The organism is Streptosporangium sp. NPDC000095, from assembly GCF_042899335.1.
Taxonomy (GTDB): Bacteria; Actinomycetota; Actinomycetes; order Streptosporangiales; family Streptosporangiaceae; genus Streptosporangium.
Map to the genome: position 1 here is coordinate 162,945 of NZ_JBIAZS010000005.1, position 22,723 is coordinate 185,667.

The 22,723-nt window shown below is 69.3% G+C and carries 24 protein-coding genes; 2 read left to right on the top strand and 22 right to left on the bottom strand.

The annotated features are described in order from the left end of the window. Positions 1 to 213: 213 nt before the first annotated feature. Complete coding sequence (locus tag ACFY3V_RS13920) at positions 214 to 819, top strand: TetR/AcrR family transcriptional regulator (protein ID WP_362897528.1); 606 nt, start codon at positions 214 to 216, stop codon at positions 817 to 819. Positions 820 to 937: 118 nt separating this feature from the next. Here ACFY3V_RS13920 and ACFY3V_RS13925 read toward each other — a convergent pair whose 3' ends face one another. From ACFY3V_RS13925 to ACFY3V_RS13955, 7 genes are all read right to left on the bottom strand, one after another. Continuing rightward, the gene (locus ACFY3V_RS13925) at positions 938 to 1,255 is read right to left on the bottom strand and encodes an STAS domain-containing protein (protein WP_362897526.1); all 318 of its coding nucleotides are present in this window, start codon (positions 1,253 to 1,255) and stop codon (positions 938 to 940) included. Between the two features lie 212 nt (positions 1,256 to 1,467). Further along, positions 1,468 to 2,061: a response regulator transcription factor gene (locus ACFY3V_RS13930; RefSeq protein ID WP_362897775.1), complete on the bottom strand. Its 594-nt coding sequence runs from the start codon at positions 2,059 to 2,061 to the stop codon at positions 1,468 to 1,470. Further along, positions 2,058 to 2,255, bottom strand: a complete 198-nt coding sequence (locus ACFY3V_RS13935) for a hypothetical protein (RefSeq protein ID WP_362897524.1) — start codon at positions 2,253 to 2,255, stop codon at positions 2,058 to 2,060. Before ACFY3V_RS13935 ends, ACFY3V_RS13930 begins: the two co-directional genes overlap by 4 nt. Continuing rightward, positions 2,252 to 3,433: a sensor histidine kinase gene (locus ACFY3V_RS13940; protein ID WP_389773180.1), complete on the bottom strand. Its 1,182-nt coding sequence runs from the start codon at positions 3,431 to 3,433 to the stop codon at positions 2,252 to 2,254. The genes ACFY3V_RS13935 and ACFY3V_RS13940 overlap by 4 nt, the downstream gene beginning before the upstream one ends. A gap of 142 nt (positions 3,434 to 3,575) precedes the next feature. Beyond that, positions 3,576 to 4,373, bottom strand: coding sequence for an ABC transporter permease (locus ACFY3V_RS13945; protein WP_389773675.1), 798 nt, complete (start codon positions 4,371 to 4,373; stop codon positions 3,576 to 3,578). 2 nt (positions 4,374 to 4,375) lie between these two features. Then, entirely contained in the window at positions 4,376 to 5,494 is a 1,119-nt protein-coding gene (locus ACFY3V_RS13950; RefSeq protein WP_389773183.1) for an ABC transporter ATP-binding protein, read from the bottom strand. A 94-nt stretch (positions 5,495 to 5,588) separates the two neighbouring features. Then, positions 5,589 to 8,762, bottom strand: coding sequence for a S41 family peptidase (locus tag ACFY3V_RS13955; RefSeq protein ID WP_362897518.1), 3,174 nt, complete (start codon positions 8,760 to 8,762; stop codon positions 5,589 to 5,591). A gap of 65 nt (positions 8,763 to 8,827) precedes the next feature. On the opposite strand from ACFY3V_RS13955, the gene ACFY3V_RS13960 reads away from it, so the two are divergent. Then, complete coding sequence (locus tag ACFY3V_RS13960; RefSeq protein ID WP_362897516.1) at positions 8,828 to 9,418, top strand: cob(I)yrinic acid a,c-diamide adenosyltransferase; 591 nt, start codon at positions 8,828 to 8,830, stop codon at positions 9,416 to 9,418. A 152-nt stretch (positions 9,419 to 9,570) separates the two neighbouring features. Here ACFY3V_RS13960 and ACFY3V_RS13965 read toward each other — a convergent pair whose 3' ends face one another. The 15 genes from ACFY3V_RS13965 to ACFY3V_RS14035 form a co-directional block, all read right to left on the bottom strand. Continuing rightward, positions 9,571 to 9,981 carry a DUF2550 domain-containing protein gene (locus ACFY3V_RS13965; protein WP_350948571.1) on the bottom strand — a complete coding sequence of 137 codons (411 nt, stop codon included), beginning with the start codon at positions 9,979 to 9,981 and terminating at the stop codon, positions 9,571 to 9,573. A 44-nt stretch (positions 9,982 to 10,025) separates the two neighbouring features. After that, on the bottom strand, positions 10,026 to 10,433 hold the full coding sequence (locus tag ACFY3V_RS13970) for a F0F1 ATP synthase subunit epsilon (protein WP_389773188.1): 408 nt from the start codon (positions 10,431 to 10,433) through the stop codon (positions 10,026 to 10,028). 68 nt (positions 10,434 to 10,501) lie between these two features. Continuing rightward, positions 10,502 to 11,929, bottom strand: a complete 1,428-nt coding sequence (gene atpD, locus ACFY3V_RS13975; RefSeq protein WP_350948569.1) for a F0F1 ATP synthase subunit beta — start codon at positions 11,927 to 11,929, stop codon at positions 10,502 to 10,504. Between the two features lies 1 nt (position 11,930). After that, complete coding sequence (locus tag ACFY3V_RS13980) at positions 11,931 to 12,833, bottom strand: F0F1 ATP synthase subunit gamma (protein WP_362897513.1); 903 nt, start codon at positions 12,831 to 12,833, stop codon at positions 11,931 to 11,933. Between the two features lie 3 nt (positions 12,834 to 12,836). After that, positions 12,837 to 14,486 (bottom strand): F0F1 ATP synthase subunit alpha, encoded by a 1,650-nt coding sequence (gene atpA / locus ACFY3V_RS13985; RefSeq protein ID WP_362897511.1) that lies wholly within the window; start codon positions 14,484 to 14,486, stop codon positions 12,837 to 12,839. Between the two features lie 23 nt (positions 14,487 to 14,509). Next, the gene (locus ACFY3V_RS13990) at positions 14,510 to 15,319 is read right to left on the bottom strand and encodes a F0F1 ATP synthase subunit delta (RefSeq protein WP_389773192.1); all 810 of its coding nucleotides are present in this window, start codon (positions 15,317 to 15,319) and stop codon (positions 14,510 to 14,512) included. A gap of 46 nt (positions 15,320 to 15,365) precedes the next feature. Then, positions 15,366 to 15,911: a F0F1 ATP synthase subunit B gene (locus tag ACFY3V_RS13995; protein ID WP_350948565.1), complete on the bottom strand. Its 546-nt coding sequence runs from the start codon at positions 15,909 to 15,911 to the stop codon at positions 15,366 to 15,368. A gap of 30 nt (positions 15,912 to 15,941) precedes the next feature. Continuing rightward, positions 15,942 to 16,169: an ATP synthase F0 subunit C gene (gene atpE, locus ACFY3V_RS14000; protein WP_386201379.1), complete on the bottom strand. Its 228-nt coding sequence runs from the start codon at positions 16,167 to 16,169 to the stop codon at positions 15,942 to 15,944. A 65-nt stretch (positions 16,170 to 16,234) separates the two neighbouring features. Next, entirely contained in the window at positions 16,235 to 17,023 is a 789-nt protein-coding gene (atpB, locus tag ACFY3V_RS14005; RefSeq protein ID WP_389773197.1) for a F0F1 ATP synthase subunit A, read from the bottom strand. A 67-nt stretch (positions 17,024 to 17,090) separates the two neighbouring features. Continuing rightward, entirely contained in the window at positions 17,091 to 17,306 is a 216-nt protein-coding gene (locus tag ACFY3V_RS14010) for an AtpZ/AtpI family protein (protein ID WP_343975662.1), read from the bottom strand. Positions 17,307 to 17,378: 72 nt separating this feature from the next. Beyond that, a complete protein-coding gene (locus ACFY3V_RS14015) occupies positions 17,379 to 17,804 on the bottom strand; it encodes a hypothetical protein (RefSeq protein ID WP_350948562.1) in 426 nt (141 codons plus the stop codon). A gap of 152 nt (positions 17,805 to 17,956) precedes the next feature. Further along, a complete protein-coding gene (locus tag ACFY3V_RS14020; protein ID WP_350948561.1) occupies positions 17,957 to 19,336 on the bottom strand; it encodes an undecaprenyl/decaprenyl-phosphate alpha-N-acetylglucosaminyl 1-phosphate transferase in 1,380 nt (459 codons plus the stop codon). A gap of 57 nt (positions 19,337 to 19,393) precedes the next feature. Continuing rightward, the gene (gene glyA / locus ACFY3V_RS14025; protein ID WP_362897506.1) at positions 19,394 to 20,659 is read right to left on the bottom strand and encodes a serine hydroxymethyltransferase; all 1,266 of its coding nucleotides are present in this window, start codon (positions 20,657 to 20,659) and stop codon (positions 19,394 to 19,396) included. A 219-nt stretch (positions 20,660 to 20,878) separates the two neighbouring features. Continuing rightward, positions 20,879 to 21,259, bottom strand: coding sequence for a hypothetical protein (locus ACFY3V_RS14030; RefSeq protein WP_350948559.1), 381 nt, complete (start codon positions 21,257 to 21,259; stop codon positions 20,879 to 20,881). A gap of 177 nt (positions 21,260 to 21,436) precedes the next feature. After that, a partial coding sequence (locus ACFY3V_RS14035) for a hypothetical protein (RefSeq protein ID WP_389773203.1) occupies positions 21,437 to 22,723 on the bottom strand: 1,287 nt, incomplete at its 5' end.

Sequence of the window (22,723 nt, forward strand, 5' to 3'; positions counted from 1 at the left end):
ACGAACCCCGCCCATTCCACCACGACTGAAAACACCTTGACCGACTACTCAGACATGTCGCCTTCTTACATGGATAATGCAAGAAATAACATAGCGACTCTTCCACAAAAAGGATCTTGCACCCATAATGGTTGATTCCGGGGGCCAGAGCCATGAGGTGGAAGTGATAAAGCGAGTATCTGTCAACCTCGCACTGATCTGTGGGAGCTTGACATGAATGGACGGTCCTACCGGGGAATGTCAGCGGAGGAGCGACTTGAGGAGCGCCGGGAGCGTCTGATCTCCGCGGCGTACACCCTCTTCTCCGACCCCGGATTCCCCGAAACGACGATCGAGAGGTTGTGTGCCGAGGCACGTATCTCCAACCGCGCATTCTACGAGTGCTTCTCAGGACGCGAGGAGCTGATGCAGACCGTGTACACCCGATGCGTGCACGAGACGCTGGAGTCGATGTCGAAAGCGATCGAGCAGGCCCCCGATACCCTGGCCGACCGGGTCAGGACGGGAATCACCAGCTATATCACCTTTGTCACCGAAGACAGGCGTCGTGCGCAGATCATGCATCTGGAGGTCCGCCGGGCGGGCGACTGCCTCCTCACCTCCAGGCAGTCGGCCGTCGCGGCCCTCACCAGGACGATCGAGTCGAACGTCGCCGACATGCCGGAGGCGACGAAGGCCAACCAGCACCTCCTCGCGCTGGGGATGATCGGGGCGATCCAGGAACTGCTCATCGAGTGGGTCCTGGCCGACGACCCACCTCCGGTCGCCAGGCTCATCGACACCGCCACGCACATCTTCCACAGGTCCTTCGTGACCTGATCGCGGCGTAACACAGCGGTGTACGACAGCGGTGTGACACGAGGGCGGGCCCGCCGTGCCCGTCCTCCGACATCGTGCTCCGGTGCCGCCGGATCCCCGAACCCGGCGACCTTCCGGATCAGGCCACCGCGGCCACCGGAAGCTCGACGGTGAGGACCCGGTTGAGCCGGGTCACCGCCAGCACCCGCATGACCCTGGGCGGCACCCTCCGCAGGATGAGGCGGCGTTCCGCGCTCACAGCGCGGCGATGCGTGCCCACCAGCACCCCGAGACCGGTGGCGTCGATCATTTCCAACCCGGAAAGATCTACGATCAGGTCGCCCCGCCCCGAGTCGACCGCCTCGTGCAGTCGCGGACGCACCTGGGCCACGGTTCCCACGTCGAGACGATTCCCGACGCCGACCACCTGAGCCCGGGAGTTACCAGAGACGCGCATGCCTCCTCCTCACGCCCGGCCGCCACGGAGAAACCGGCCCGGCACCACGGCGACGCGTCACCCGCCGACTGGTCACGCATCACGTTCATCCGATGTCACCGCGCGGAAGAAGGTCGTCACTCCTACCAGAAGGTGCGAACCTCCCTCGTCCCTGACGTCGATCTTCCGGCGAACACGGGAGTCCCTTGCCCGATTCGAAGGAGAAAACGCGTTTAGAGCCAACCTTTTTGCTGGGCGGCCCGGATCGCGGTGATCCGGTTGGTCGCGCCCAGCTTGGTGATGGCGCTGGACAGGTAGTTGCGTACGGTGCCCTGGGTGAGGTGGAGCGCGGCGGCGATCTCGGCGACCGAGGCGCCCTGCGCGGCCAGTTCCAGAGAGCCGCGCTCGCGCTCGGTGAGAGGGCTCTCCCCCGCCATCATCGCCGAGGCGGCCATCTCCGGGTCGAGATAGCGCCCACCCGCGTGGACCTTGCGGATCGCCGTCGCCAGTTCGTCGGCGGAGGCGTCCTTGGGGACGAAGCCGCGCACCCCTGCCGCGAGCGCCCGCCGCAGGTATCCGGGCCGCCCGAAGCTGGTCAGCATCAGCACCGCGTGGCCCCGCAGCGTCTCGGCGACGCTCAGCCCGTCCATCCCCGGCATCTCGATGTCCAGCACGACCACATCGGGCCGGTGCTCCAGCACGGCCGCCGCCACCAGGTCCCCCCTCGCCACCTCCGCCACCACCTCGATGTCCGGCTCCAGGCCGAGCAGGGTGGCGATCGCCTTCCTGACCAGGTGCTCGTCGTCGGCGAGCAGTGTCCGGATCACCATGCCTCCTCGGCCCGACAGCCCGGCACGGCGAGACGGCCCGCCTCGCCCCGACCACTCACCCCACCGGAACGGCCCACCTCGACCGGACCACTCACCCCACCGGAACGCCCCACCTCGACCGGACAGCCCGGCACGGCGAGACGGTACGAGACGGTGGGACGGCCCGGCACGACGGCCATCGTCTGGATCATCGCTCTCCCTCCAGCGGGATCGTCGCCCGCAGCCTGAACGTCCCGGGAGCGCCGGGGCCCGCCGTGACGGTCCCGCCGATCGCGGCGACCCGCTCCGACAGCCCGAGGAGGCCGGTGCCGCCCCGGCCGTCCACCCCGTCGCCACCCGCCCCTTCCTCGTTCACCCCGTCGTTGGTCATCTCCAGCACGACGTCTTCCCCGTGGAGGGTGATCGTGATACGGCACCGAGTGGCTGAGCTGTGCCGCAGCACGTTGGTGGTGCCCTCCCGCACCACCCAGGCCAGCAGGGTGGCCGTCCCCTCTGGCACCTGTTCGCGCGGCGTCTCCAGGGTGCAGCGGATGTCGCCCGCCTCCAGCACCGCGGTCATCGCGCGCAGCTCGGCGGTGAGATCGACCGTCCGGTAGCCGCGTACCACCGCGCGGATCTCCTTGAGCGTCTGCCGCGCGAGGGTCCTCACCTCGTCCATCTCCCTGGCCGCCCGCCCGGCGTCCACGCCCGACAGCTTGGAGGCCACCTCGCTCTTGACGGCGATCGCGGAGAGGCTGTGCCCGACCAGATCGTGCAGGTCGCGGGAGAAGCGGAGTCGCTCCTCGGTGACGGCGAGCCTGGCCCGCGCCTCCTTGCCCTCCTCAGCGGCCCTGAACAGCTGCCAGAACCAGAGCTGGAACCGGTTCGCCCACGGCGCCGCCGCGGCCACCCCGAGGTAGGCGCCGATGCCGGGCAGGGAACTCTCCTCGTACGGTGCCGCGAACACCTCGGCGACCCCCTGTCCCTGCGACGCGAGGAACAGTCCGGCGGCGGCGGCCACGACGGTGACGGCGATCGTGGCGGATCTGCCGAGCAGCAGCGCGGCGCCCGACGCCCACGCCGGGCCGAGCAACCCCCAGGGCCAGGGATCGCCATTCTGGGTCAGCATGAGGACCACCGCGACCACGGCAGAGGCGACGATCTCGCCTCGCGCGCCGGTGTCGTCCAGGGCCGCTTTGACGATCCTCAGGTACAGAAGGCTGAAGATCACCAGGCCCGGTATCCCGACGGTCAGCAGCGAGGGCCTGCTTCCCCCGTCCTCGTCCGCCAGCTCGGCGAGAGGGCTGATCCAGGCGAGGACGAGGCCCATGGTGAGGGAGAAGACGGTCATCCGGCGGAGCCGCTGGACGGATGAGCGCCGCCTTCTCACGGAAAGCACGGAAGGGGCGGGGACGGGGGCGGCGGGGGCGGGGGCGGCGGGGGCACGGTGCGTGGAGAACGCGGAGGGGACGAGGCGCGCGAGGCGCCTCATCCCTTGTCTCGCGAAGTCGGCCGGCATTTCGTTATGCACGTTAGCCGTGCCGAGGTTCCCAGCGGAACAGCCATCGGGCCAGCAGCCCGGCCACCGCGATCCAGGCCAGCAGGATCGCGAATGAGGGCAGCGCGGCCACCCACTGCCCGCCCGTGCTCAGCGCCTCGCCGCCCCCGGAGATGTGGTCACCGCCCAGGAAGGCGGTACGCGCGATCTCCACGATCGGAGTCGCGGGAAGCAGGGCGGCGACATGGCCCAGCGCGCCGGGCAGCGTGTCCGCGGGGAACGCGATCGGGGCGCCGACCAGCACGAGCAGGAGCACCGGCAGCACCGTGACCTGGGCGAGTTCGGCGTTCGGCGTGAGGCCGGAGAAGGCAGCGGCGAGCAGGCAGAACAGCGCGACTCCCAGGACGGCGACGGTCACGAGCATCGGCACGTTCGCCACCGTGATTCCCTCGGCCCGCCGCATCCAGACGGCCAGAAGCGCCACCTGGGCGAGATAGAGCACGAGTGCCCCGAGGGCGCCGCCACCGAGGATCGCCGGCCCCGACGGCTGGCTCGCGCGCAGCCGCTTGAGCACCAGTTCCTCGCGCCGGGCGGTGAAGGAGTTCACCAGGTTGACGAAGACCGCGAACACCAGCAGCACCCCCGGCAGCCCGGCCAGGACGAACTGCCTTCCGTCCACGCCGTCGATCTTCTCGGCGCCGACCGCCTGGGTGTACAGCCAGGCCATCAGGAGCGGCAGCAGGAGCACGTTGAACAGGACCGTGGTGTTCCTGCTCACCAGGGTGAGATCGATCCTCGCGAGCCTGATCGCGTGCAGCACGTCGGTTCTCATGGTCACTCGCCCCTTCTCGTCGGTCCTGCCGCCACCGGCCCGCCGTCGGCCCGCCGATCCGTACCGTCGTCTCCGGCGTCCCCGGCCGGCGACGCCTCCCCTGCCACCCGCAGGAAGACGTCCTCCAGGGTTCCCCGGCGTACGGCCAGCCGTTCCAGGGTCTCGCCCCGCGCGTCGGCCCAGTCCAGCAGCAGCCGGACCGCCGCGTGCGCGCGGGCCGCCGCCCGCGCGCCGGTCAGGGTGTAGGCGACCCCCGTATCGCCCGTGTCGCCGCCGTAGGTCAGTACGGGGGCTACGCCGTCCAGCGGGGGCAGTTCGCCGAAGGTCCAGGAGATGCCGGGAAGGCGGAAGGAGATCCGGTCGCCGGAGCCGGCCACCACCTCCTCGACGGTGCCCTGGAGGTGGATCCGGCCCTCGTGCATGATGGCCAGCCGGTTGGCGAGGCGCTCGGCCTCCTCCAGGTAGTGGGTGGTGAGCAGCACCGTGGTGCCCCCCGCCCGCAGGTCCTCGATCACCTTCCAGGTGGCACGACGCGCCTCGGGGTCCATGCCGGTGGTCGGCTCGTCCAGGAAGAGCACCTCCGGCCGGGAGATCACCGCCAGTGCGAGGTCGAGCCTGCGCCGCTGGCCACCGGAGAGCTGCCGGACCCTGGTCCTCGCCTTCCTGGCCAGCCCCGCCGCCTCCAGCGCGTCCATGGTCCCCGGATCCGTGCCCCTGCGCCGGCCGGGAAGGGAGAACGTCCTCGCGGAGGCGGCGGTACGGCCCGTGTCCCGGCTCAGCCCCTCCCACAGGCCGACGGTCTCCGCGACCGTGAGGTCACCGAGGAAGCCGCCCTCCTGCAGCATGATCCCCACACGGGGCCGCAGCGTCCGGCGCTGCCTGACCGGGTCGAGCCCGAGCACCCGGACGCTGCCGTCGGTGGGGGCCCTGAAACCCTCCAGGACCTCCACGGTGGTGGTCTTGCCTGCGCCGTTCGTGCCGAGCAGGGCGAACAACTCGCCCCTCGGGACGTCGAAGGAGACGCCGCGCACCGCCTCGAAGTCGCCGTACGCCTGCCGGAGCCCGCCGACCTCGATCACACTGTCGAGGCCCGGCGGGTCCGTCACCTGTGGTGTTCTCATGACGACAATCGTCGTCGTCCGGCATTTGACCAGGTAGTCGTGGATATCACCGGAAAACGGTGATCTTTACGGTGTTCCGGGTGACAAATGTCAACTACTGGCGGGGTGGCAGCGCGGGACGCCGCCGGGAGGGCCGGGTGGAGCGATCGGGTGGGGTCGCCGCCGGACGCTCCTCCAGCGCGGCCAGCACGAGCCGTACCGCCTCCTCGATCTGCGGGTCCCTGTCCTGCGCCCAGTCGTCGGGGGTGATGTCGACCTCGACGTCGGGATCGACACCGTAGTTCTCCACGCCCCAGCCCAGCTCCTCGAACCAGAAGGAGTACTTGGGCACGGTGACGCGCGAGCCGTCGACCAGGCGGTGGTCGTCCTCGATGCCGATGACGCCTCCCCAGGTTCGGGTGCCCACCACGGGCCCGAGCTTGTGGATCTTGAAGGCCGCGGTGACGATGTCGCCGTCGGATCCGGCGTTCTGGTTGGTGATCGCGACGAGCGGACCGCGCGGCGCGTCCTCGGGATAGGTGATCGGCGTCATGCCCCTGGGCAGGTCCCAGGCGATGACCCGGCGGATCAGCTTCTCGATGACCAGCTCGGAGGTGTGGCCGCCTCGGTTCCCCCGTACGTCCACCACGAGCCCTTCGAAGGTCATCTCCCTGCGCAGGTCGCGGTGGAACTGCGCCCAACCCTCGGCCACCATGTCCGGGATGTGCAGGTAGCCGAGGCGTCCGCCGCCGAGCTCCCTGACCCGTGCCCGGCATCCGGCCACCCAGTGCTGGTAGCGCAGGCGCCGGTCGTCGCGGAGCGGTGTGACGACCACCCGCCGCCCGCCACCCAGGGTCAGCTCGACCGGCTTGTCGGCGGCGCCGACCAGCAGCCGCGCGGGTCCCTCCGGCGGCACCGGGCGCCCGTCGACCGCGAGCAGCGCCTCTCCCGGCTGGACGCCCGCCCCCGGACCGGCGAGCGGCGAGCGGGCGTGCACGTCGGAGGACTCCGCGGGCAGCACCCGGTCCACCTGCCAGCGGCCGTCGTCGCCCCTGGAGAGGTCGGCGCCGAGCAGCCCGACCGGTTCTGAGGCCGGGTAGCCCCAGGGAGCGGCGTCGACGTAGGCGTGCGAGCTGCCCAGCTCCCCCAGGACCTCCCAGAGCAGGTCGGCGAAGTCGTCGGCGGTGGCGACCCGGTCCACCAGCGGCCGGTACTCCTCCAGTACGTCCTCCCAGTCGACGTCGGCCATGTCCTCGACCCAGAAGTCGGCGCGCATCCTGCGGCCCGCCTGGGCGTAGGCGTGCCGCCGCAGGACGCGCGGATCGGCGGTGATCCGGATCCTGGACAGGTCGACGGTCGCGTCGTCACCGTTCTTGCCGCCCTGCTTGCCCCCGGCGGGACGAACCGTGAGCGTGCCCTTGTCGCTGACGACGAGCTGTGTGCCGTCACCGCTCACCCGGTACCAGTCGAGCTTGTCGACCACTTCCTTCCACTCGCGCTTGACCAGGTCGTAGCGGTCCAGCGCCGGGCGGGGCGCCTCGCCGCCCACCTCGTCCCTGTCCTCGCCGAGCTCCCCCGCCAGCGGCTCCCGCAGCCAGACGAACCCGCCCTTGACCGCGCGCAGGTCCGAGTAGCGGCCCTCCGGCACCGGAACCTGCACGACCCTGGCGGCGATGCCCTCCAGGTCCACGGTGAGCGCACCGTCGCTCTTGCCGTCGCCGTCGGAGCCGGAACCCGAGTCCGAGTCGGGGTCGGCCGCCCTTCCCGCGGCGCTGGGCGCGAACGGGGACGGCGTGGACGCGGACAGCGGCACCAGGTAGGGCCGGTAGCCGAAAGGGAAGGACATGTCGAAGGAGTGCGCGTCGTAGACCGGGTCGAAGCCGCGTCGCGACAGGAACGCCAGATAGTCACCCGCGAAAGCGGGTGAGATGTCCACGAACCGGCCGTCGGTGACATCGGTGACGACCCGGTCCGCCACCCTCGCCAGCCTGATCCTGCGCAGCTGGGGGCCGTCGGGGTGCGACCAGGCCAGCCAGGCCGAGTCGGGTGACCAGGTCAGGCCGTGGATCTCCCCTTCGGCGCTGGCCAGCTCCACGGCCTCGCCGGAGGCCACGTCGACCAGGAGCAGCCGTCCGTTCCTCGCGGTCACCGCGATCGTGTTCCCGTCGGGCGCGACGGCGAGGTCACCGACCTCGCCCAGCGTCCCCACGGCGATCCTGCGGCTCTCCCCGCCGCCCGCCGGGACGATCTCCAGCCCCTGCGTCTCACCGTCGTCGAAGACCCACACCACGCGGTCGTCGCCGAGCATGCGGGGCCGCCCCGCCGACAGGCCGTCGCTGAGCTGCCGCGCCGGGCCGTCCCGGTGCGTCACCCAGTGCACCGTTCCCTGGACCTCCACCGCGCTGGCGCGCCCGGTCGCGTCCACGGCCAGGTCGTGCAACCGCCTGCCCGCGTTGACCTGGTACGGCTGCCGCCCGCGCAGCGGGGAGCCGAGGGTGACGTCGAGTTTGCGGGCCTCGGCGTCGAGATCGTCCAGGAGGTAGAGGTCTCCGGCGTTCTGGTAGACGATCCGGGTCCCGTCGGTGGTGGCGTGCCGGGCGTAGAAGACCTCGTGGTCGGTGTGGCGGCGCAGGCCGCCGCCGTCCAGGTCGCAGGAGTAGAGGTTGCCGATGCCCTCGTGGTCGGAGAGGAAGACGAGCCGCCCCCCGACGAGCATCGGGCTCGCGAGGTGGCCGTTCAGGTCGGTCAGGATCCGGGTGAAGTCACCGTCGCCGCGCCGCACCCACAGGCGGCCCGCCGTGCCGCCCCGGTAGCGCTTCCAGACCGCGGGGTCGCGGGGAAGCCCTCCGGCGAGGAGCGCCACTGTGTCCCCCGCCATCGACAGGTCGTTGACCGGGCCGTACGGCAGCCGCTCGACCCGTCCCTCACCGAGCGCGTAGGCCCAGGTCTGCGAAGCGAACGGCTGGCCGGTCGCGCTGATCGCGAGGACCTCGCCGTCCGGCGTCCAGCCGCGCGTCCGCGTCCGCGCGTCTCCCCAGTAGGTCAGCCGCTCCGCGGAACCGGACTCCAGGTCCGCCAGGTAGACCTCGGGAGCGCCGTCACGGACACCGGTCCAGGCGACCCTGGTACCGCCTGGCGAGAGACGAGGGTGGCTCGCGGGGGCTCGGTCCAGGGAGAGACGCCACGCGCGGCCGCCGTCCGCCGGGGCCGCCCACACGTCGTCGTCGGCGACGAAGGTGAGCGTCTCGTGGGAGATGTGGGGGAATCGCAGGTAGAAACCAGAAACCATCGATAAATCATATGGTCCTCTATCAGGTTAAACAGGATGGTTTTCCTGCCGATACGCTGAGCCTCATGACGCGAGCTGACAGAGACAACCCGGTGGTGCTCTCGAAGATCTACACCCGTACCGGGGACGACGGCACGACCGCGCTCGGCGACATGAGCCGCACTCGCAAGACCGATCCGCGCCTGGCCGCCTACGCGGACGTCGAGGAGGCGAACGCCGCGATCGGTGTCGCCCTCGCCGCGGGGACCCTGGAGGCGGACGTCACCGCCGTCCTCAGCCGGATCCAGAACGAACTGTTCGACGTCGGGGCCGACCTGTGCGCCCCGGTCGTGGAGAACCCCGAGTTCCCCCCGCTACGCGTCGAGCCCTCCTACATCGACTGGCTGGAGGCGCGGTGCGACGAGTTCAACGAACGCCTCACGCCGCTGCGCAGCTTCATCCTGCCCGGCGGCACCCCGGCCGTGGCCGCGCTCCACGTCGCCAGGACCGTGGTCCGGCGGGCCGAGCGGACCACCTGGTCGGCCATGGAGGCCCACGACGACGTCAACCCGCTCACCGCGAAGTACCTCAACCGGCTGAGTGACCTGATGTTCATCCTCTGCCGGGTGGCCGCGGGCGGCGACGAGATCCTCTGGAAGCCCGGCGGCACCCGCTGAGAGCGAGCGCCGACGGATCCCCACGGAGAAACCCGTCGGCACACGCGGAGAACGCGGACCGCGGCCGGCCCGACGGCAGCCCACGGAGAAACCCGTCGGCACACGCGGAGAGCGATCGCGCCCGGCCCGGCGGGTGCCGCCGGGCAGGTGGGTCAGGCGACGTCGAGGTAGGCGCTGGGCGGGGCGGACTCCAGCCAGGCGACGAAGCCCGTCAGTGCCCGGTATCCCATCGCGAGCTCGAAGGCGTCGTTCCCGTTGCGGCACTCGATCGCCGTCACGCCCTCGATGAACCCGAAGAACTCACCGGACCCGACCTTGCGCCGTCCGGAAACCACAAGGCCGCGCCTCACGATGACGTGGCGCGGCCTTGGGAGCAGACCTATGAGCGGAATCCAGTTGAGGTGGCCGTCGGCGTAGCGGGCCACCCCGACCCGCCAGCCCCGCTTCTTCGACAGGGAGCGCAGACAACAGAGCACCGATCCCCGGGAGCGGGTGAGTATCAGAACCCGAAGGCCCAGGAGGGCGACGAGCAGCCCCAGCACGATGAGAACATCCACCACCATGTCTGCTCGCCCCCCAAAAGCGCGTACAGCCTAAGAAGCAGAATTTATCCGACTTCTTCCCCGGCCGCGCGCAACCGGGCCCTGGCACGCTTCGCCCCGGCGGCCGCGTCCGCGTCTTCCTGCTCGGATTCGACCGAGGCCTGAGCCCGTTCCAGCGCGCTCTTCGCGCGGGCGACATCGATCTCGGAACCCAGCTCGGCCACCTCGGCCAGAACCGACACCTCGTCGTCGGCCACCGAGAGGAACCCTCCGTGGACGGCGGCGACGAGATCGGCCTCGCCGTTGCCTCGCTTGATCTTCAGCAACCCGCCCTCGACGAGAACGCCGAGCACGGGCGCGTGCTTAGGCATGATACCGATCTCGCCGTCGACGGTCTTGGCAATGACCATGTCGGCCTCACCGGACCAGATCTCACGCTCCGGGGAGACGACGCCTACTCGCAGCTTCGCCACTTTCTCTCCAGTTCCTTATCGAACCAGGCGCCGGTACGGCCGCATGACCGTACCGGCGCCGAAGGCGACTAGCGGGCGAGTTCCTTGGCCTTGGCCACGGCCTGGTCGATGCCGCCGACCATGAAGAACGCCTGCTCGGGCAGGTGGTCGTAGTCGCCGGCGCACAGACCCTTGAACGAGGCGATGGTCTCGTCCAGCGGGACGTTCTCGCCGGGCTGACCGGTGAACGCCTCGGCGGCGTACATCGGGTGGGACAGGAAACGCTCGATACGACGGGCCCGGTTGACGGTGACCTTGTCCTCTTCCGAGAGCTCGTCGATACCGAGGATCGCGATGATGTCCTGCAGTTCCTTGTACTTCTGCAGGATCCGCTTGGTCTCCTGGGCCACGCGGTAGTGCTCCTCGCCGACGATCAGCGGGTCGAGGATCCGCGAGGTGGAGTCGAGCGGGTCCACCGCGGGGTAGATGCCCTTCTCCGAGATCGGCCGCGAGAGCACGGTCTGCGCGTCGAGGTGCGCGAACGCGTTGTGCGGGGCCGGGTCGGTGATGTCGTCCGCGGGGACGTAGATCGCCTGCATGGAGGTGATCGAGTGACCGCGGGTCGAGGTGATGCGCTCCTGGAGAACACCCATCTCGTCGGCCAGCGTCGGCTGGTAACCCACCGCGGACGGCATGCGGCCGAGCAGGGTGGACACCTCGGAGCCGGCCTGGGTGAACCGGAAGATGTTGTCGATGAACAGCAGCACGTCCTGCTTCTGGACGTCACGGAAGTACTCCGCCATGGTCAGGGCGGAGAGCGCGACGCGCAGACGGGTGCCCGGGGGCTCGTCCATCTGCCCGAAGACGAGGGCGGTGTCCTTGAGGACGTTCGCCTCCTCCATCTCCAGCCAGAGGTCGTTGCCCTCACGGGTGCGCTCGCCGACGCCGGCGAACACCGAGGTGCCACCGAAGTTGCGGGCGACCCGGCGGATCATCTCCTGGATCAGAACGGTCTTGCCCACGCCCGCACCGCCGAACAGGCCGATCTTGCCGCCCTGCACGTACGGGGTGAGCAGGTCGATGACCTTGATGCCGGTGGTCAGCATCTCGGTGCGCGACTCAAGGGTGTCGAAGGAGGGCGAAGGGCGGTGGATGCCCCAGCGCTCGCTGATCTGGAGCGACGAGGTCTCGACGTCCAGCGACTCGCCCAGGGTGCTCCACACGTGGCCCTTGACGACGTCGCCGACGGGGACCGAGATGGCCGCGCCGGTGTCGGTCACCGGGGCGCCACGGGTGAGGCCGTCGGTGGGCTGCATGGAGATCGCGCGGACGAGGTTGTCACCCAGGTGCTGGGCGACCTCCAGCGTGAGGACCTTCGCCTCACCCTGGAGCTCGACGTCCACCTTGAGGGCGTTGTAGATCTCGGGCATCGCCTCGACGGGGAACTCCACGTCGACGACGGGACCGGTGACCCGCGCGACGCGGCCCACGCCGGTCTCAACAGTCTGTGCAGTCATTTCACTCTTTCCCCGCTGCGGAGTCGGCCAGCGCGTTCGCGCCACCGACGATCTCGCTGATTTCCTGGGTGATCTCGGCCTGGCGGACCTGGTTCATCTGCTGGGTGAACACGCGGATGAGCTCGTTGGCGTTGTCGGTGGCCGACTTCATGGCCCGGCGGCGCGAGGCCTCCTCCGAGGCCGCCGACTGGAGCAGCGCGCTGAAGATGCGCGACTCCACGTAACGCGGCAGCAGCGTGTCGAGGACCTCGCCCGCGTTGGGCTCGAACTCGAAGTAAGGAAGCGGCGTGTCGGACGCCTCCTCCACGCTCTCCTCGACCTCCAGCGGGAGGATCCGCTTGACCACGACCTCCTGCGTCAGCATCGAGACGAACTCGGTGGAGACGATGTGGATCTCGTCCACCCCGTCGTCGTCCGAGAACGCCTCGATCAGCGTGCCGGCGATCGCCTTGGCGTCGGAGTAGGCGGGCTTACGGGAGAACCCCGTCCACTGCCCGCCCATCTCACGGTTGCGGAAGGTGTGCCAGGCGACGCCCTTGCGACCCGTCACGTAGGGCACGGGCTCGACGCCCCTGTCCCTGAGCAGGTTGCCGAGCGCCTCCGCCTCGCGAAGGATGTTGGCGTTGAAGCCGCCGCAGAAGCCGCTGTCGCTGGTGACGATCAGGACGGCGGCCCTGGAGGGCTGCTCCTTGGCCACCGTCAGCGGATGGTCGGTGACGGTGGTGTTGCTGACCACGCTCGTGACGGCGTGGGTGATCTCGCGCTCGTACGGCACCGCGGCCTGCATCCGCTGCTGGGCCTTGACGATGCGGGACGAGGCGATGAGCTCTTGGGCGCGGGTGATCTTCGCCGTGGACTTGACCGACTTGATCCTCCGCCGCAGCAGTCTTAGCTGGGCACCCATCGGCTACTTCTTCTCTACCGAGCGGACTCGCTTCGTGATCTTCTCCTGGCCGACCTCGGCCTCGCCGAGCGCGGCGACCGGCTCGTCGTTGACCAGGTACTCGCCGGAGGAGGTCTCGAAACTCTTCTTGAACTCGGTGATGGCGTCCTTGAGGACGGTGATCGTGTCGTCGGACAGGTCACGGGTCTCGCGGATGCCGTCGAAGACGCCCTTGTTCTCACGGCCCAGGTAGTCGAGGAACTCCGTCTCGAAGCGGCGGATGTCCTCGACCGGGACGTCGTCGAGCTCACCGGTGGTGCCGGCCCAGACCGACACGACCTGCTTCTCGACGGGGAACGGGCTGTACTGGGCCTGCTTGAGCAGCTCGACCAGGCGCTGACCGCGCTCCAGCTGGGCGCGGGAGGCCGCGTCCAGGTCGGAGGCGAAGGAGGCGAACGCCTCCAGGTCACGGAACTGCGACAGCGAGAGACGCAGGGTGCCGGCGACCTTCTTCATCGCCTTGATCTGCGCCGAGCCGCCGACTCGGGAGACGGAGACACCGACGTTGATGGCCGGACGCACACCCGCGTTGAACAGGTCGGTCTCAAGGAAGCACTGGCCGTCGGTGATGGAGATGACGTTGGTGGGGATGAACGCCGAGACGTCGTTGCCCTTCGTCTCGATGATCGGCAGGCCGGTCATCGAGCCGGATCCCATGTCCTTGGAGAGCTTCGCGCAGCGCTCAAGGAGGCGGGAGTGCAAGTAGAAGACGTCGCCGGGGAACGCCTCGCGGCCCGGCGGACGGCGCAGCAGCAGGGAGACCGCGCGGTAGGCGTCGGCCTGCTTGGTCAGGTCGTCGAAGACGATGAGGACGTGCTTGCCCTGGTACATCCAGTGCTGGCCGATGGCCGAGCCGGTGTAGGGCGCGAGGTACTTGTAGCCGGCCGGGTCGGAGGCCGGAGCGGCGACGATGGTGGTGTACTCCATCGCGCCCGCCTCCTCAAGGCGGCCCTTGACCTGGGCGATCGTGGAGCCCTTCTGGCCGACCGCGACGTAGACGCAGAGAACCTGCTTGTCGGGGTCGCCGGAGAGCCAGTTCTCCCGCTGGTTGAGGATGGTGTCCACGGCGACGGCGGTCTTGCCCGTGCCACGGTCACCGATGATCAGCTGGCGCTGGCCGCGGCCGATCGGCGTCATGGCGTCGACCGCCTTGAGGCCGGTCTGCAGCGGCTCCTTCACCGGCTGGCGCTGGACCACCGAGGGGGCCTGGAGTTCGAGGGCGCGCAGGCCCTCGGCCTCGATCGCGCCCTTGCCGTCCAGGGGGACACCCAGGGGGTCGACCACCCGGCCGAGGAAGCCGTCGCCGACCGGCACGGACAGGACCTCGCCCGTCCGGCGGACCGACTGGCCCTCCTCGATCTTGCTGAAGTCGCCCAGAACGACGACACCGATCTCTCGGACGTCCAGGTTCAGTGCCAGGCCACGCGTGCCGTCCTCGAACTCAAGCAGCTCGTTCGCCATCGCCGAGGGAAGGCCGGAGACATGGGCGATACCGTCGCCGCAGTCGACGACGGTCCCGATCTCCTCGCGCGCGGCACCTTCCGGCTCGTACGCCTGGACGAAGCGCTCAAGTGCGTCCCGGATCTCGTCCGGCCGGATCGTAAGCTCCGCCATCTCTCTTCAGTCTCCCTATTCGCCTAGCCGGCCAACCGGCGGCGGACTTCTTCGATTCGTCCCGCGATGGTGGTGTCGATGAGGTCGTCCCCGATGTGGACCGAGAACCCTCCCAGCACCCGCGGATCCACCTCGACGTTCAGATGAACGTCGCGGCCGTACGAGGTGCGCAGCCACGTGGCGAGACGCTGCTTCTGCACCTCCGAGAGCACGACGGCGCTGCGCACCACCGCGACGAGGCGCTGCCGCTGGGCGGCGACCAGCCTGCCGAACTCGGCAAGCCCACTGTCCAGGCTACGTCCTCTCGGATGCAGCACAAGCTGGATGAGCAGGCGCAGGGTGGTGGGGGCCACCTTTCCTGCCAGGAGGGAGTTCAGGAGCTCCCGCTTGGCCGGTGCCGGGGCCGCCGGCGCGGTCAAGGTCCGGTAAAGCTCCAGGTTCGAGGCGGTGATCCGCCCGAACCTGAACAGCTCGTCCTCGACGTCGTCGAGCCTGCCCTGTGCCTCCGCCTCGGCCGCGGCGGCGATGACGCCGAGGCGCTCCAGCGCGTCGGCCAGGTCGCCCAGGCGCGCCCACTTGGCGGACACGGCCGCGATGACCGTCTCCAGTGCGGCACCGCTGATCTTGCCCTCCAGCAGCACCCGTATGACCTGCGCCTTCTGGGCCGCGGGACGTGCCGGGTCGGAGAGGTTGCGGCGGAGCCCGTGCTCACGGTCCAGCAGGTCGGCGACCGAGAAAAGCTCGTCGGCCAGCGTGCCGAGGTCGGCGCTTCCCGCCACGGCGTTGAAGCGCTCTTCGACCTCGGCCAGCGAGGCCCTGCTCAGGCCCCTCATCGGCTGCTCACCGACACTCGCGCGTCACGCCCGGTTCGCCGCGTCATCAGCGGACCGCCGCGCTGCTCGACTCGAGCTCCTCAAGGAACCTGTCGACGGTACGGCGCTGACGCGCCTCGTCCTCCAGGGACTCCCCGACGATGCGGCCGGCGAGCTCGATCGACAGGCGGCCGAGCTCGGTGCGGAGCTGGGCGAACGCCTGCTGGCGGTCGGCCTCGATCTGCAGGTGCGCGGCCTCGACCAGGCGGCGGGCCTCGGCCTGCGCCTCCTCGCGGAGCTCGGCCTTGATCTGCGCGCCCTGCTCGCGGGCCTCCTCACGCAGCCGCGAGGCTTCGTGACGGGCTTCGGAGAGCTGGTCCTTGTACTGCTTGAGCAGCGCCTGGGCCTCGGCCTGGGCGTCCTCGGCTCGCTTGATGCCGCCTTCGATCGCGTCGGTCCGCTCGGCCAGGGTCTTCTGGATGCGCGGGGTGAGGATCTTACCGACGACGAAGAGGACGACGAAGAACGCGAAACCGCCGACGACCAGCTCGTAGAGGTGCGGCATGAGCGGGCTGTTGCCCTCGGCCGCCAGGAGCTTAGCTGCGGTAGTCATCGATGCAGCCTTCCGTCAGGGTGTTTTCTATCAGAGGCCGTAGATGAACGGCGCGACAAGACCGATCAGGGCCAGCGCCTCGACGAGCACGAAGCCCAGCAGCATGTTCTGGCGGATCAGGCCGTAGGTCTCGGGCTGGCGGGCGATGGCCTGCAGACCGTTGCCGAAGATGAGGCCGACACCGATGCCGGGGCCGAGCGTGGCGAGTCCGTAACCGATGGAACCGATGTTGCCGGAGACCTCAGCGATGATGTTCATTGCTGTTTCCTTTACAAGATGGCCGGTGAACGAGTCTCACCGGTCTGAACTGGACGAGAAGGGTCTTAGTGCTCGGCGTGCAGCGAGCCGCCGATGTACATCGCGGCGAGCAGCGCGAACAGGAAGGCCTGGAGGAACTGGATGAACATCTCGAACCCGGTCATCGCGATCGTCATGATGACGCCGACGACACCCACCGGAGCCCCGAGCGGCGTGAGCTGCTCGAAGAGGAACCAGAAACCGACCGCGCTGAAGAAGGCGAGGATGATGTGGCCCGCGAACATGTTGGCGAAGAGTCGCACGGCGTGGGTGAACGGCGCCACGATCATGTTGGAGAGGAACTCGATCGGCGCGAGCAGCAGGTAGATCGGCTTGGGCAGGCCGGGCGGGAACATCATGTTCTTGAAGTAGCCGAGTCCGCCCTGGTGCTTGATGCCCAGGTAGATCTTCAGCACGTAGATGCTCACCGCCAGGACGATCGGGAAGGCGATGTGCGAGGCGACCGGGAACTGCAGGAAGGGGACGACCCCCATCAGGTTCCAGATCCAGACCAGGAAGAACAGGCTCAGTAGCAGGCCCATCCAGCGGTCGGCGTCCTTGCCGAGGAAGGGGCGGGCCACCTGGTCGCGGACGAACGTGTAGCCGACCTCGCCGATGTTCTGGATGCCCCTGGGCACCAGCTTCGGGTTGGCGAAGGCCGACCAGCAGAAGGCTATGACCAGGAGCGAGCTCAGCAGGGCGAGCAGGACCGGCTTGGTGAACCAGGCGACGCCGGGAATGATCGGGGGGAGATCGAACAGCTCAAGCCCGGGGGCCTTGAACTCGTCGGCGGCGAGGACCGTCAGCGCCTTCACGCGGCGTTCCCTTCAACGTGGTAGTGGATCAAGATTGCTTCCTCAGCGAAGCGACCGCCGCGCGAGGTCAGCGACCGTATTTCCGGTAGACCAGGTAGATGGCGAGAACGACACCGACGATCACTCCGATCGGTGTGAACACAGCCACGCCGGTCCAACGGCTCAGCAACCAACCACCGCCGCCGTACAGAATGATCCCGGAGAGAATGTAACTGGGAACCGACCAGGCAGCATTGGCGAAGTCGCGGCCATCGCTCTCGGGCCTGCGTTCTTGTTCGCTCATTGCGGGCATGACAATAGCAGCCAGGCAGATGACTAGTCATATCGGGTGCCCACCGCCCGGTCATAATACGCCTCACCGGGGGTCGCCCCGACCGGGAACGGTCGCACTCGGGTCGACGTAGAGCATCTTCGTCTTCATGAACCCCCACATCTCACCGGCCGTCCAGACGACGGTGCAGATGATCGCCGACCAGCCGAAGGCGCGGGGCTCGAAGGCGGTGGCACTCTCGAAAGTTTTAAGGAGCGCCATGATGATCAGGACCTTCACCGCGTAGGTGACGATCGCGGCGACCATCATCATGGCGGGAGAGATCCTGCTCGCGTAGGAGACCGCGACCAGGCTCACCGTGAAGAAGACCGCCACCACCAGGAGGCCGAGCGCGGCCCCCAGCGCCCCCTTGCCACCGGAGAGCAGCGTCGCCGCGAGCACGACGACCACGCCCGCGGCGGCGGTGGGTATCACGGCCCCTTTGAGGACGCGCACGTCGTTGGCCTGCATCGGCACTCCCTGTGGCTGTTATCAAGCGAGCGATTGCTACGTCGTAGATCCGGCTGGCCCCCGGACCCGTTAGTGAAAGCTATCACAAGCTCTCGGAAGGCCGCCTTTACCTGCTGTTTCAAGTAAACGATCAAGGTGTTGGCGAAAACGGCTCAAAGCGGCGTCTCAGAGTTCGAGAAACCCTGGCGGGGAGCGCTGAGCGACAGGTCGGGCAGCGCCGAGAGCGTCGCCGTGTCGTCGCCGGCGGCGGCCGGACGGGGTCCCGACGCCTCCGAGGGATACGGATGGGGCCTGCCCCGGTGCGGCTGCCCGCCGGGACGCGCGTGCCGCCCCGGCCCCTCCGCCGGACCCGCGGGACCCGTGGGAGAGGCGGGATCCGGCCCACCACGCCCCTCGGTCCCCCCCTCGGCCTCGCCCTCGGCCCCGCCGAGGTCGCGGCGGGCGCGCCAGCGGGGCAGCGCCATCATCACCAGCACACCGATCGCGAGCAGCACGGTGAGCGGGAACAGGATGAGCGGGACGCCCTCGATGGACAGCGCCACGACCGCGAAGGCGAACAGGAAGGTCCACGCGTACATGATCATGACGCTGCGGCGGTGCGAGTGGCCGATGTCCAGCAGCCGATGGTGCAGATGCCCCCGGTCGGGCGAGAACGGCGACAGGCCGTTGGACGTGCGCCGGATCACCGCCATGATCAGGTCCAACAGCGGGAGCACCAGGATCGCGACCGGCACGAGCAGGGGAAGGATGACGGGGAAACGGTTGATGCTGCTGGAGTCGAGCGGCGTGACCAGGATCATCGTGGAGGCGAGGACCAGGCCGATCAGCATCGCCCCCGTGTCACCCATGAAGATCTTCGCCGGGTGGAAGTTGTGCGGCAGGAAGCCGAGGCAGATCCCGATGAGCACCGAGGCGATGACCGCCGTCGCGTTGATGCTGGTGTTGCCGTAGTCCTTCGACAGGGCCACCGAGTACGTCCACGTGGCCATCGCGGCGATGCCGACGATCCCCGCGGCGAGCCCGTCGAGCCCGTCGACGAAGTTGACCGCGTTGATCATGACGACCACGATCAGGATCGTGATCAGCGGGCTCAGCGTCGAGTCCAGGATGGTCTGCCCGCCCAGCGCGGTGGGCAGCGGGAGCCACGGCAGGCTGACCCCGAAGGTGACGAGCACCCCCGCGGCGCCGATCTGCCCGGCGAGCTTGACCAGCGCGTCCATGCCCAGCCAGTCGTCCAGGAAGCCGGTCAGCGTGATCAGGCCACCCGCGGCGATCAGCGCGATCACGGTCTTGCCCTGGCCCTCGGCCGCCAGCTTGCCCCCGGCGTAGGGCAGCTCTCCGGCGATCAGCAGACCGGCGACCAGGCCACCGTACATCGCCAGGCCACCGAGCCTGGGGGTCGGCGTGGTGTGCACGTCACGGCTGCGAACCTCGGGCATGGCGCCGATCCGAACGGCGAAAACGCGGATCAGGGGAACCAGCAGGTACGTCACCGCGGCCGCGACGAGCGCCATGAGTAGGTATTCGCGCACGGAACCAGTTTCGCGGATAGTCCGGCCACCTGTGACCGGAAAACGACACAGAACAGCTCATAGTTCGCTGGGATATATCTGATGAGCCCTCGTCAACACCTCGACGCGCTCCCGTATCTCCCCCGTCGCGTCCGGATCTCGGATGGCCTGCGCGACCATCGAGGCCACTTCCTTCATCTCCTCGGGGCCCATTCCCTGAGTCGTGACGCAGGGGGTACCGACCCGGATCCCCGAGGTCACCGTGGGCGGCTCGGGATCGTAGGGGATCGCGTTGCGGTTCAGCGTGATCCCGGCCGCCTGGCACCGCTGCTCGGCCACCGCTCCGGAGATCCCGACATCGCGCAGATCGATCAGCGCCAGATGGCTGTCGGTGCCCCCGGAGACCGGCCGCATGCCCTCGGCGGCGAGCGCCTCGGCCAGCACCTGGGCGTTCGCCACCACCTGTCGCGCGTACTGTGCGAACTCCGGCCGCAGCGCCTCGCCGAACGCGACCGCCTTGGCCGCCACCGCGTGCATGAGCGGCCCCCCCTGCACGAACGGGAAGACCGCGCGATCGATCCTGGGTCCCAGCTCCCCCGTGCACATGATCCCGCCGCCTCTCGGACCGCGCAGCGCCTTGTGCGTGGTGAAGGTCACCACGTCCGCGTACGGCACGGCGGACGGCAGGGCCAGTCCGGCCATCAGGCCGACGGTGTGCGCGACGTCGGCGAGCAGCCAGGCGCCCACCTCGTCCGCGATCCCGCGGAAAGCGGCGAAGTCGATCTCACGCGGATAGGCGGTGGCGCCACAGATGATCATCTTGGGCTGGTGCCGAAGCGCCAGCTCCCTCACCTCGTCGTAGTCGATCAGCTCGGTGTCCCTGCGCACGCCGTACGCCACGACGTCGAACCAGCGTCCCGAGAAGTTGACCTTGGAGCCGTGGGTGAGGTGGCCGCCGTGCGACAGCTCCATCGCGAGCATGGTGTCGCCGGGCTGGAGCAGGGCCGCGTAGGCGGCCAGGTTCGCCGAGGCGCCGGAATGGGGCTGCACGTTGACGTGCTCGGCGCCGAACAGCAGCTTGGCGCGGTCGATCGCGAGCCGCTCGGCCCGGTCGACGACCTCGCACCCGGCGTAGTAACGCCTGCCGGGATAACCCTCGGCGTACTTGTTGGTGAGCGTCGAGCCGAGCGCGGCGAGCACGGCGGGTGAGGTGAAGTTCTCGCTCGCGATCAGCTGGACGCCGCCACGGAGCCGGTCGAGCTCGTCGAGGAGCACACTCGCGATCTCCGGGTCCTCGCGCTGCAGGAGACCGAAATCCGGCCCGTAGTACGGTTCTGCGCCCATGGCTCACACCCCGAAGACGACGACTCACCCCCACTGTAAGCCCGCCCGCCCCGGTTGTCCCAGGTCAAGGACGTGCCGCCCCGGAAGGCGTGTCGCGAGGGAGCGCCCTCATCGCAGAGACCGCATCGCAGGAACACCCGTCAGGCAGACTCGACGCCGCCCGGAGAACCGTCCCACGAGACCGCGTGTCCGGAGGGTCGGCACCCCGACGGGGCCGCCTCACGAGAACGCGTGCGGGGCTCCGGATCTGACCGGCACCCACCTCGGCGTGTCGGCCGCCTGGTCGCTGATCGACGTCAGGACCGCCTGCCGGTAGAGGCCAAGGCGGGTGCGCCACTCCGTCATGTCCTCGACGTAGCGGCCGGAGACGGGCGCGTCCCAGACGTCGCTGCTCCTGGCGAGCTGGTAGGCCTTGTCCAGGCTGGAGGTCAGCGTGTCGAGCACGGGGAGCACCTGCCTCCACATCATGACCAGCCGCTGGTAGTCGGGGTTGAACTCCCACGACGTGGCCGCGTCCGGGGACGGCAGACCGGTGCTGGCCGAGGCCGGAGGGGTCTCCCCCGGCTGCATCGGCTGCGGTGCGGGTGGATCCACGAACATCACAGGCTCCTCACCCTCGCTGACACGCTCCCTGCCTCCTGCTCACTGACCCTCTTCACTCGCCGACCACGCTCAAGGACGAGGACGAACCGCCGACACACTCACCGCCTGCCGCCCTTCGCTTCCCAGGCGCCTCTCACCCACCCGCTCGCCGCCTCGACGCCGCCTTCGCGACGGTCACCGGCCGTCCCCCGGAGGCGGGATAGGCCGCAGCGGATCTCCCGCTTCCACGTCACCCGCAGGACCGTCGGGCCGGATGTCCATGGGCGCCCAGGCGCCCTCGCCCCAGGTCTCCCCGTCGGGCACGCTCACGCCGGGCATCTCCAGCGGTTCGATCTCGCGGGCGTTGTCGGCGAGCGTCCTGAGCGCGTCGAGGTCGAGCGGACCCGCCTCCGCGGTGACGACGTCGCTGCCGTCGTTCGCCCACCGGGCGACCGAACCCCCGTCCTGCTGTGCGACCGGTTGCGTGTCCGGTCGCACGGGCGGCTGCGCGTCCGGCTGTACGGCCGGTTGCGCGGACACACCCCCGGGAGCCGCTCCCGCCTGTCCGGAAACCCCCGCCGCATCCTGCGCCACAGCGGAAACCGCGTCGCCGACGGCCGGCACCCGCATCCCGTCCGGCCGCGCGGCGGCCTCACCCGAGGTCGTATTCGCCGTCTGGATCGCGGGCTCGCCCGAAGCCGTCCCGACGGGCCGGAGCGCGGCCTCACCGGTGGACCGGGAAGAGGAGTCTCCCTGCGTCACATCGGCGGGCCTCGGGACGGGATCGCCCGAGGTCGTACCCGTGGACTGGGGAGTCGCGTCGCCACCGGTGCCCGGCGGCTGGACGGTCTGGTCCGTGGTCGGGCCCGCCGTGTCGAGGAGCGGGTACGCGGGCTTGGCGGAATCGAGCGGCTGGTGCGGCTCGACCCAGCCGGGCTGCCCCCCGGTGACGGAGACGTTGTCGACACCCGGCATCTCCAGCGGCGGGATGTCCTCGATGTTCTTCAGCAGCTCGTCGACCTCGGCCGCCGTGGGCGCGTCGAGCGGGATCTGGAGCACCTTCACCCCGTCGACCTCCACGACCTTCGCCCTGGAATCGCCGCTCTGGTCGATGTCGTCGGGGTGATCCTTCCTCGGGGTGTCGAGAACGGTGTCGCCGGACGCCCCTCCCCCGTCTCTGGGCGAGCGCTCGTCGCCCTTGGAGCCGGTGTCACTCTTGGCGTCGGAATCGTTCACGGGCGCGTTCCCCGTGGAATCCCCACGCGGCGTCGTCTCATCACCCTTGGACCCCGTGTCGCCCTTGGCGTCGGAATCGTTCACCGGCACGGTGCCGGTCGAATCCTGCCCGCGTGGCGTCGTCTCATCACCCTTGGAGCCGGTGTCGCCCTTGGCGTCGGAATCGTTCACGGGCGCGTTCCCCGTGGAATCCCCACGCGGCGTCGTCTCATCACCCTTGGACCCCGTGTCGCCCTTGGCGTCGGA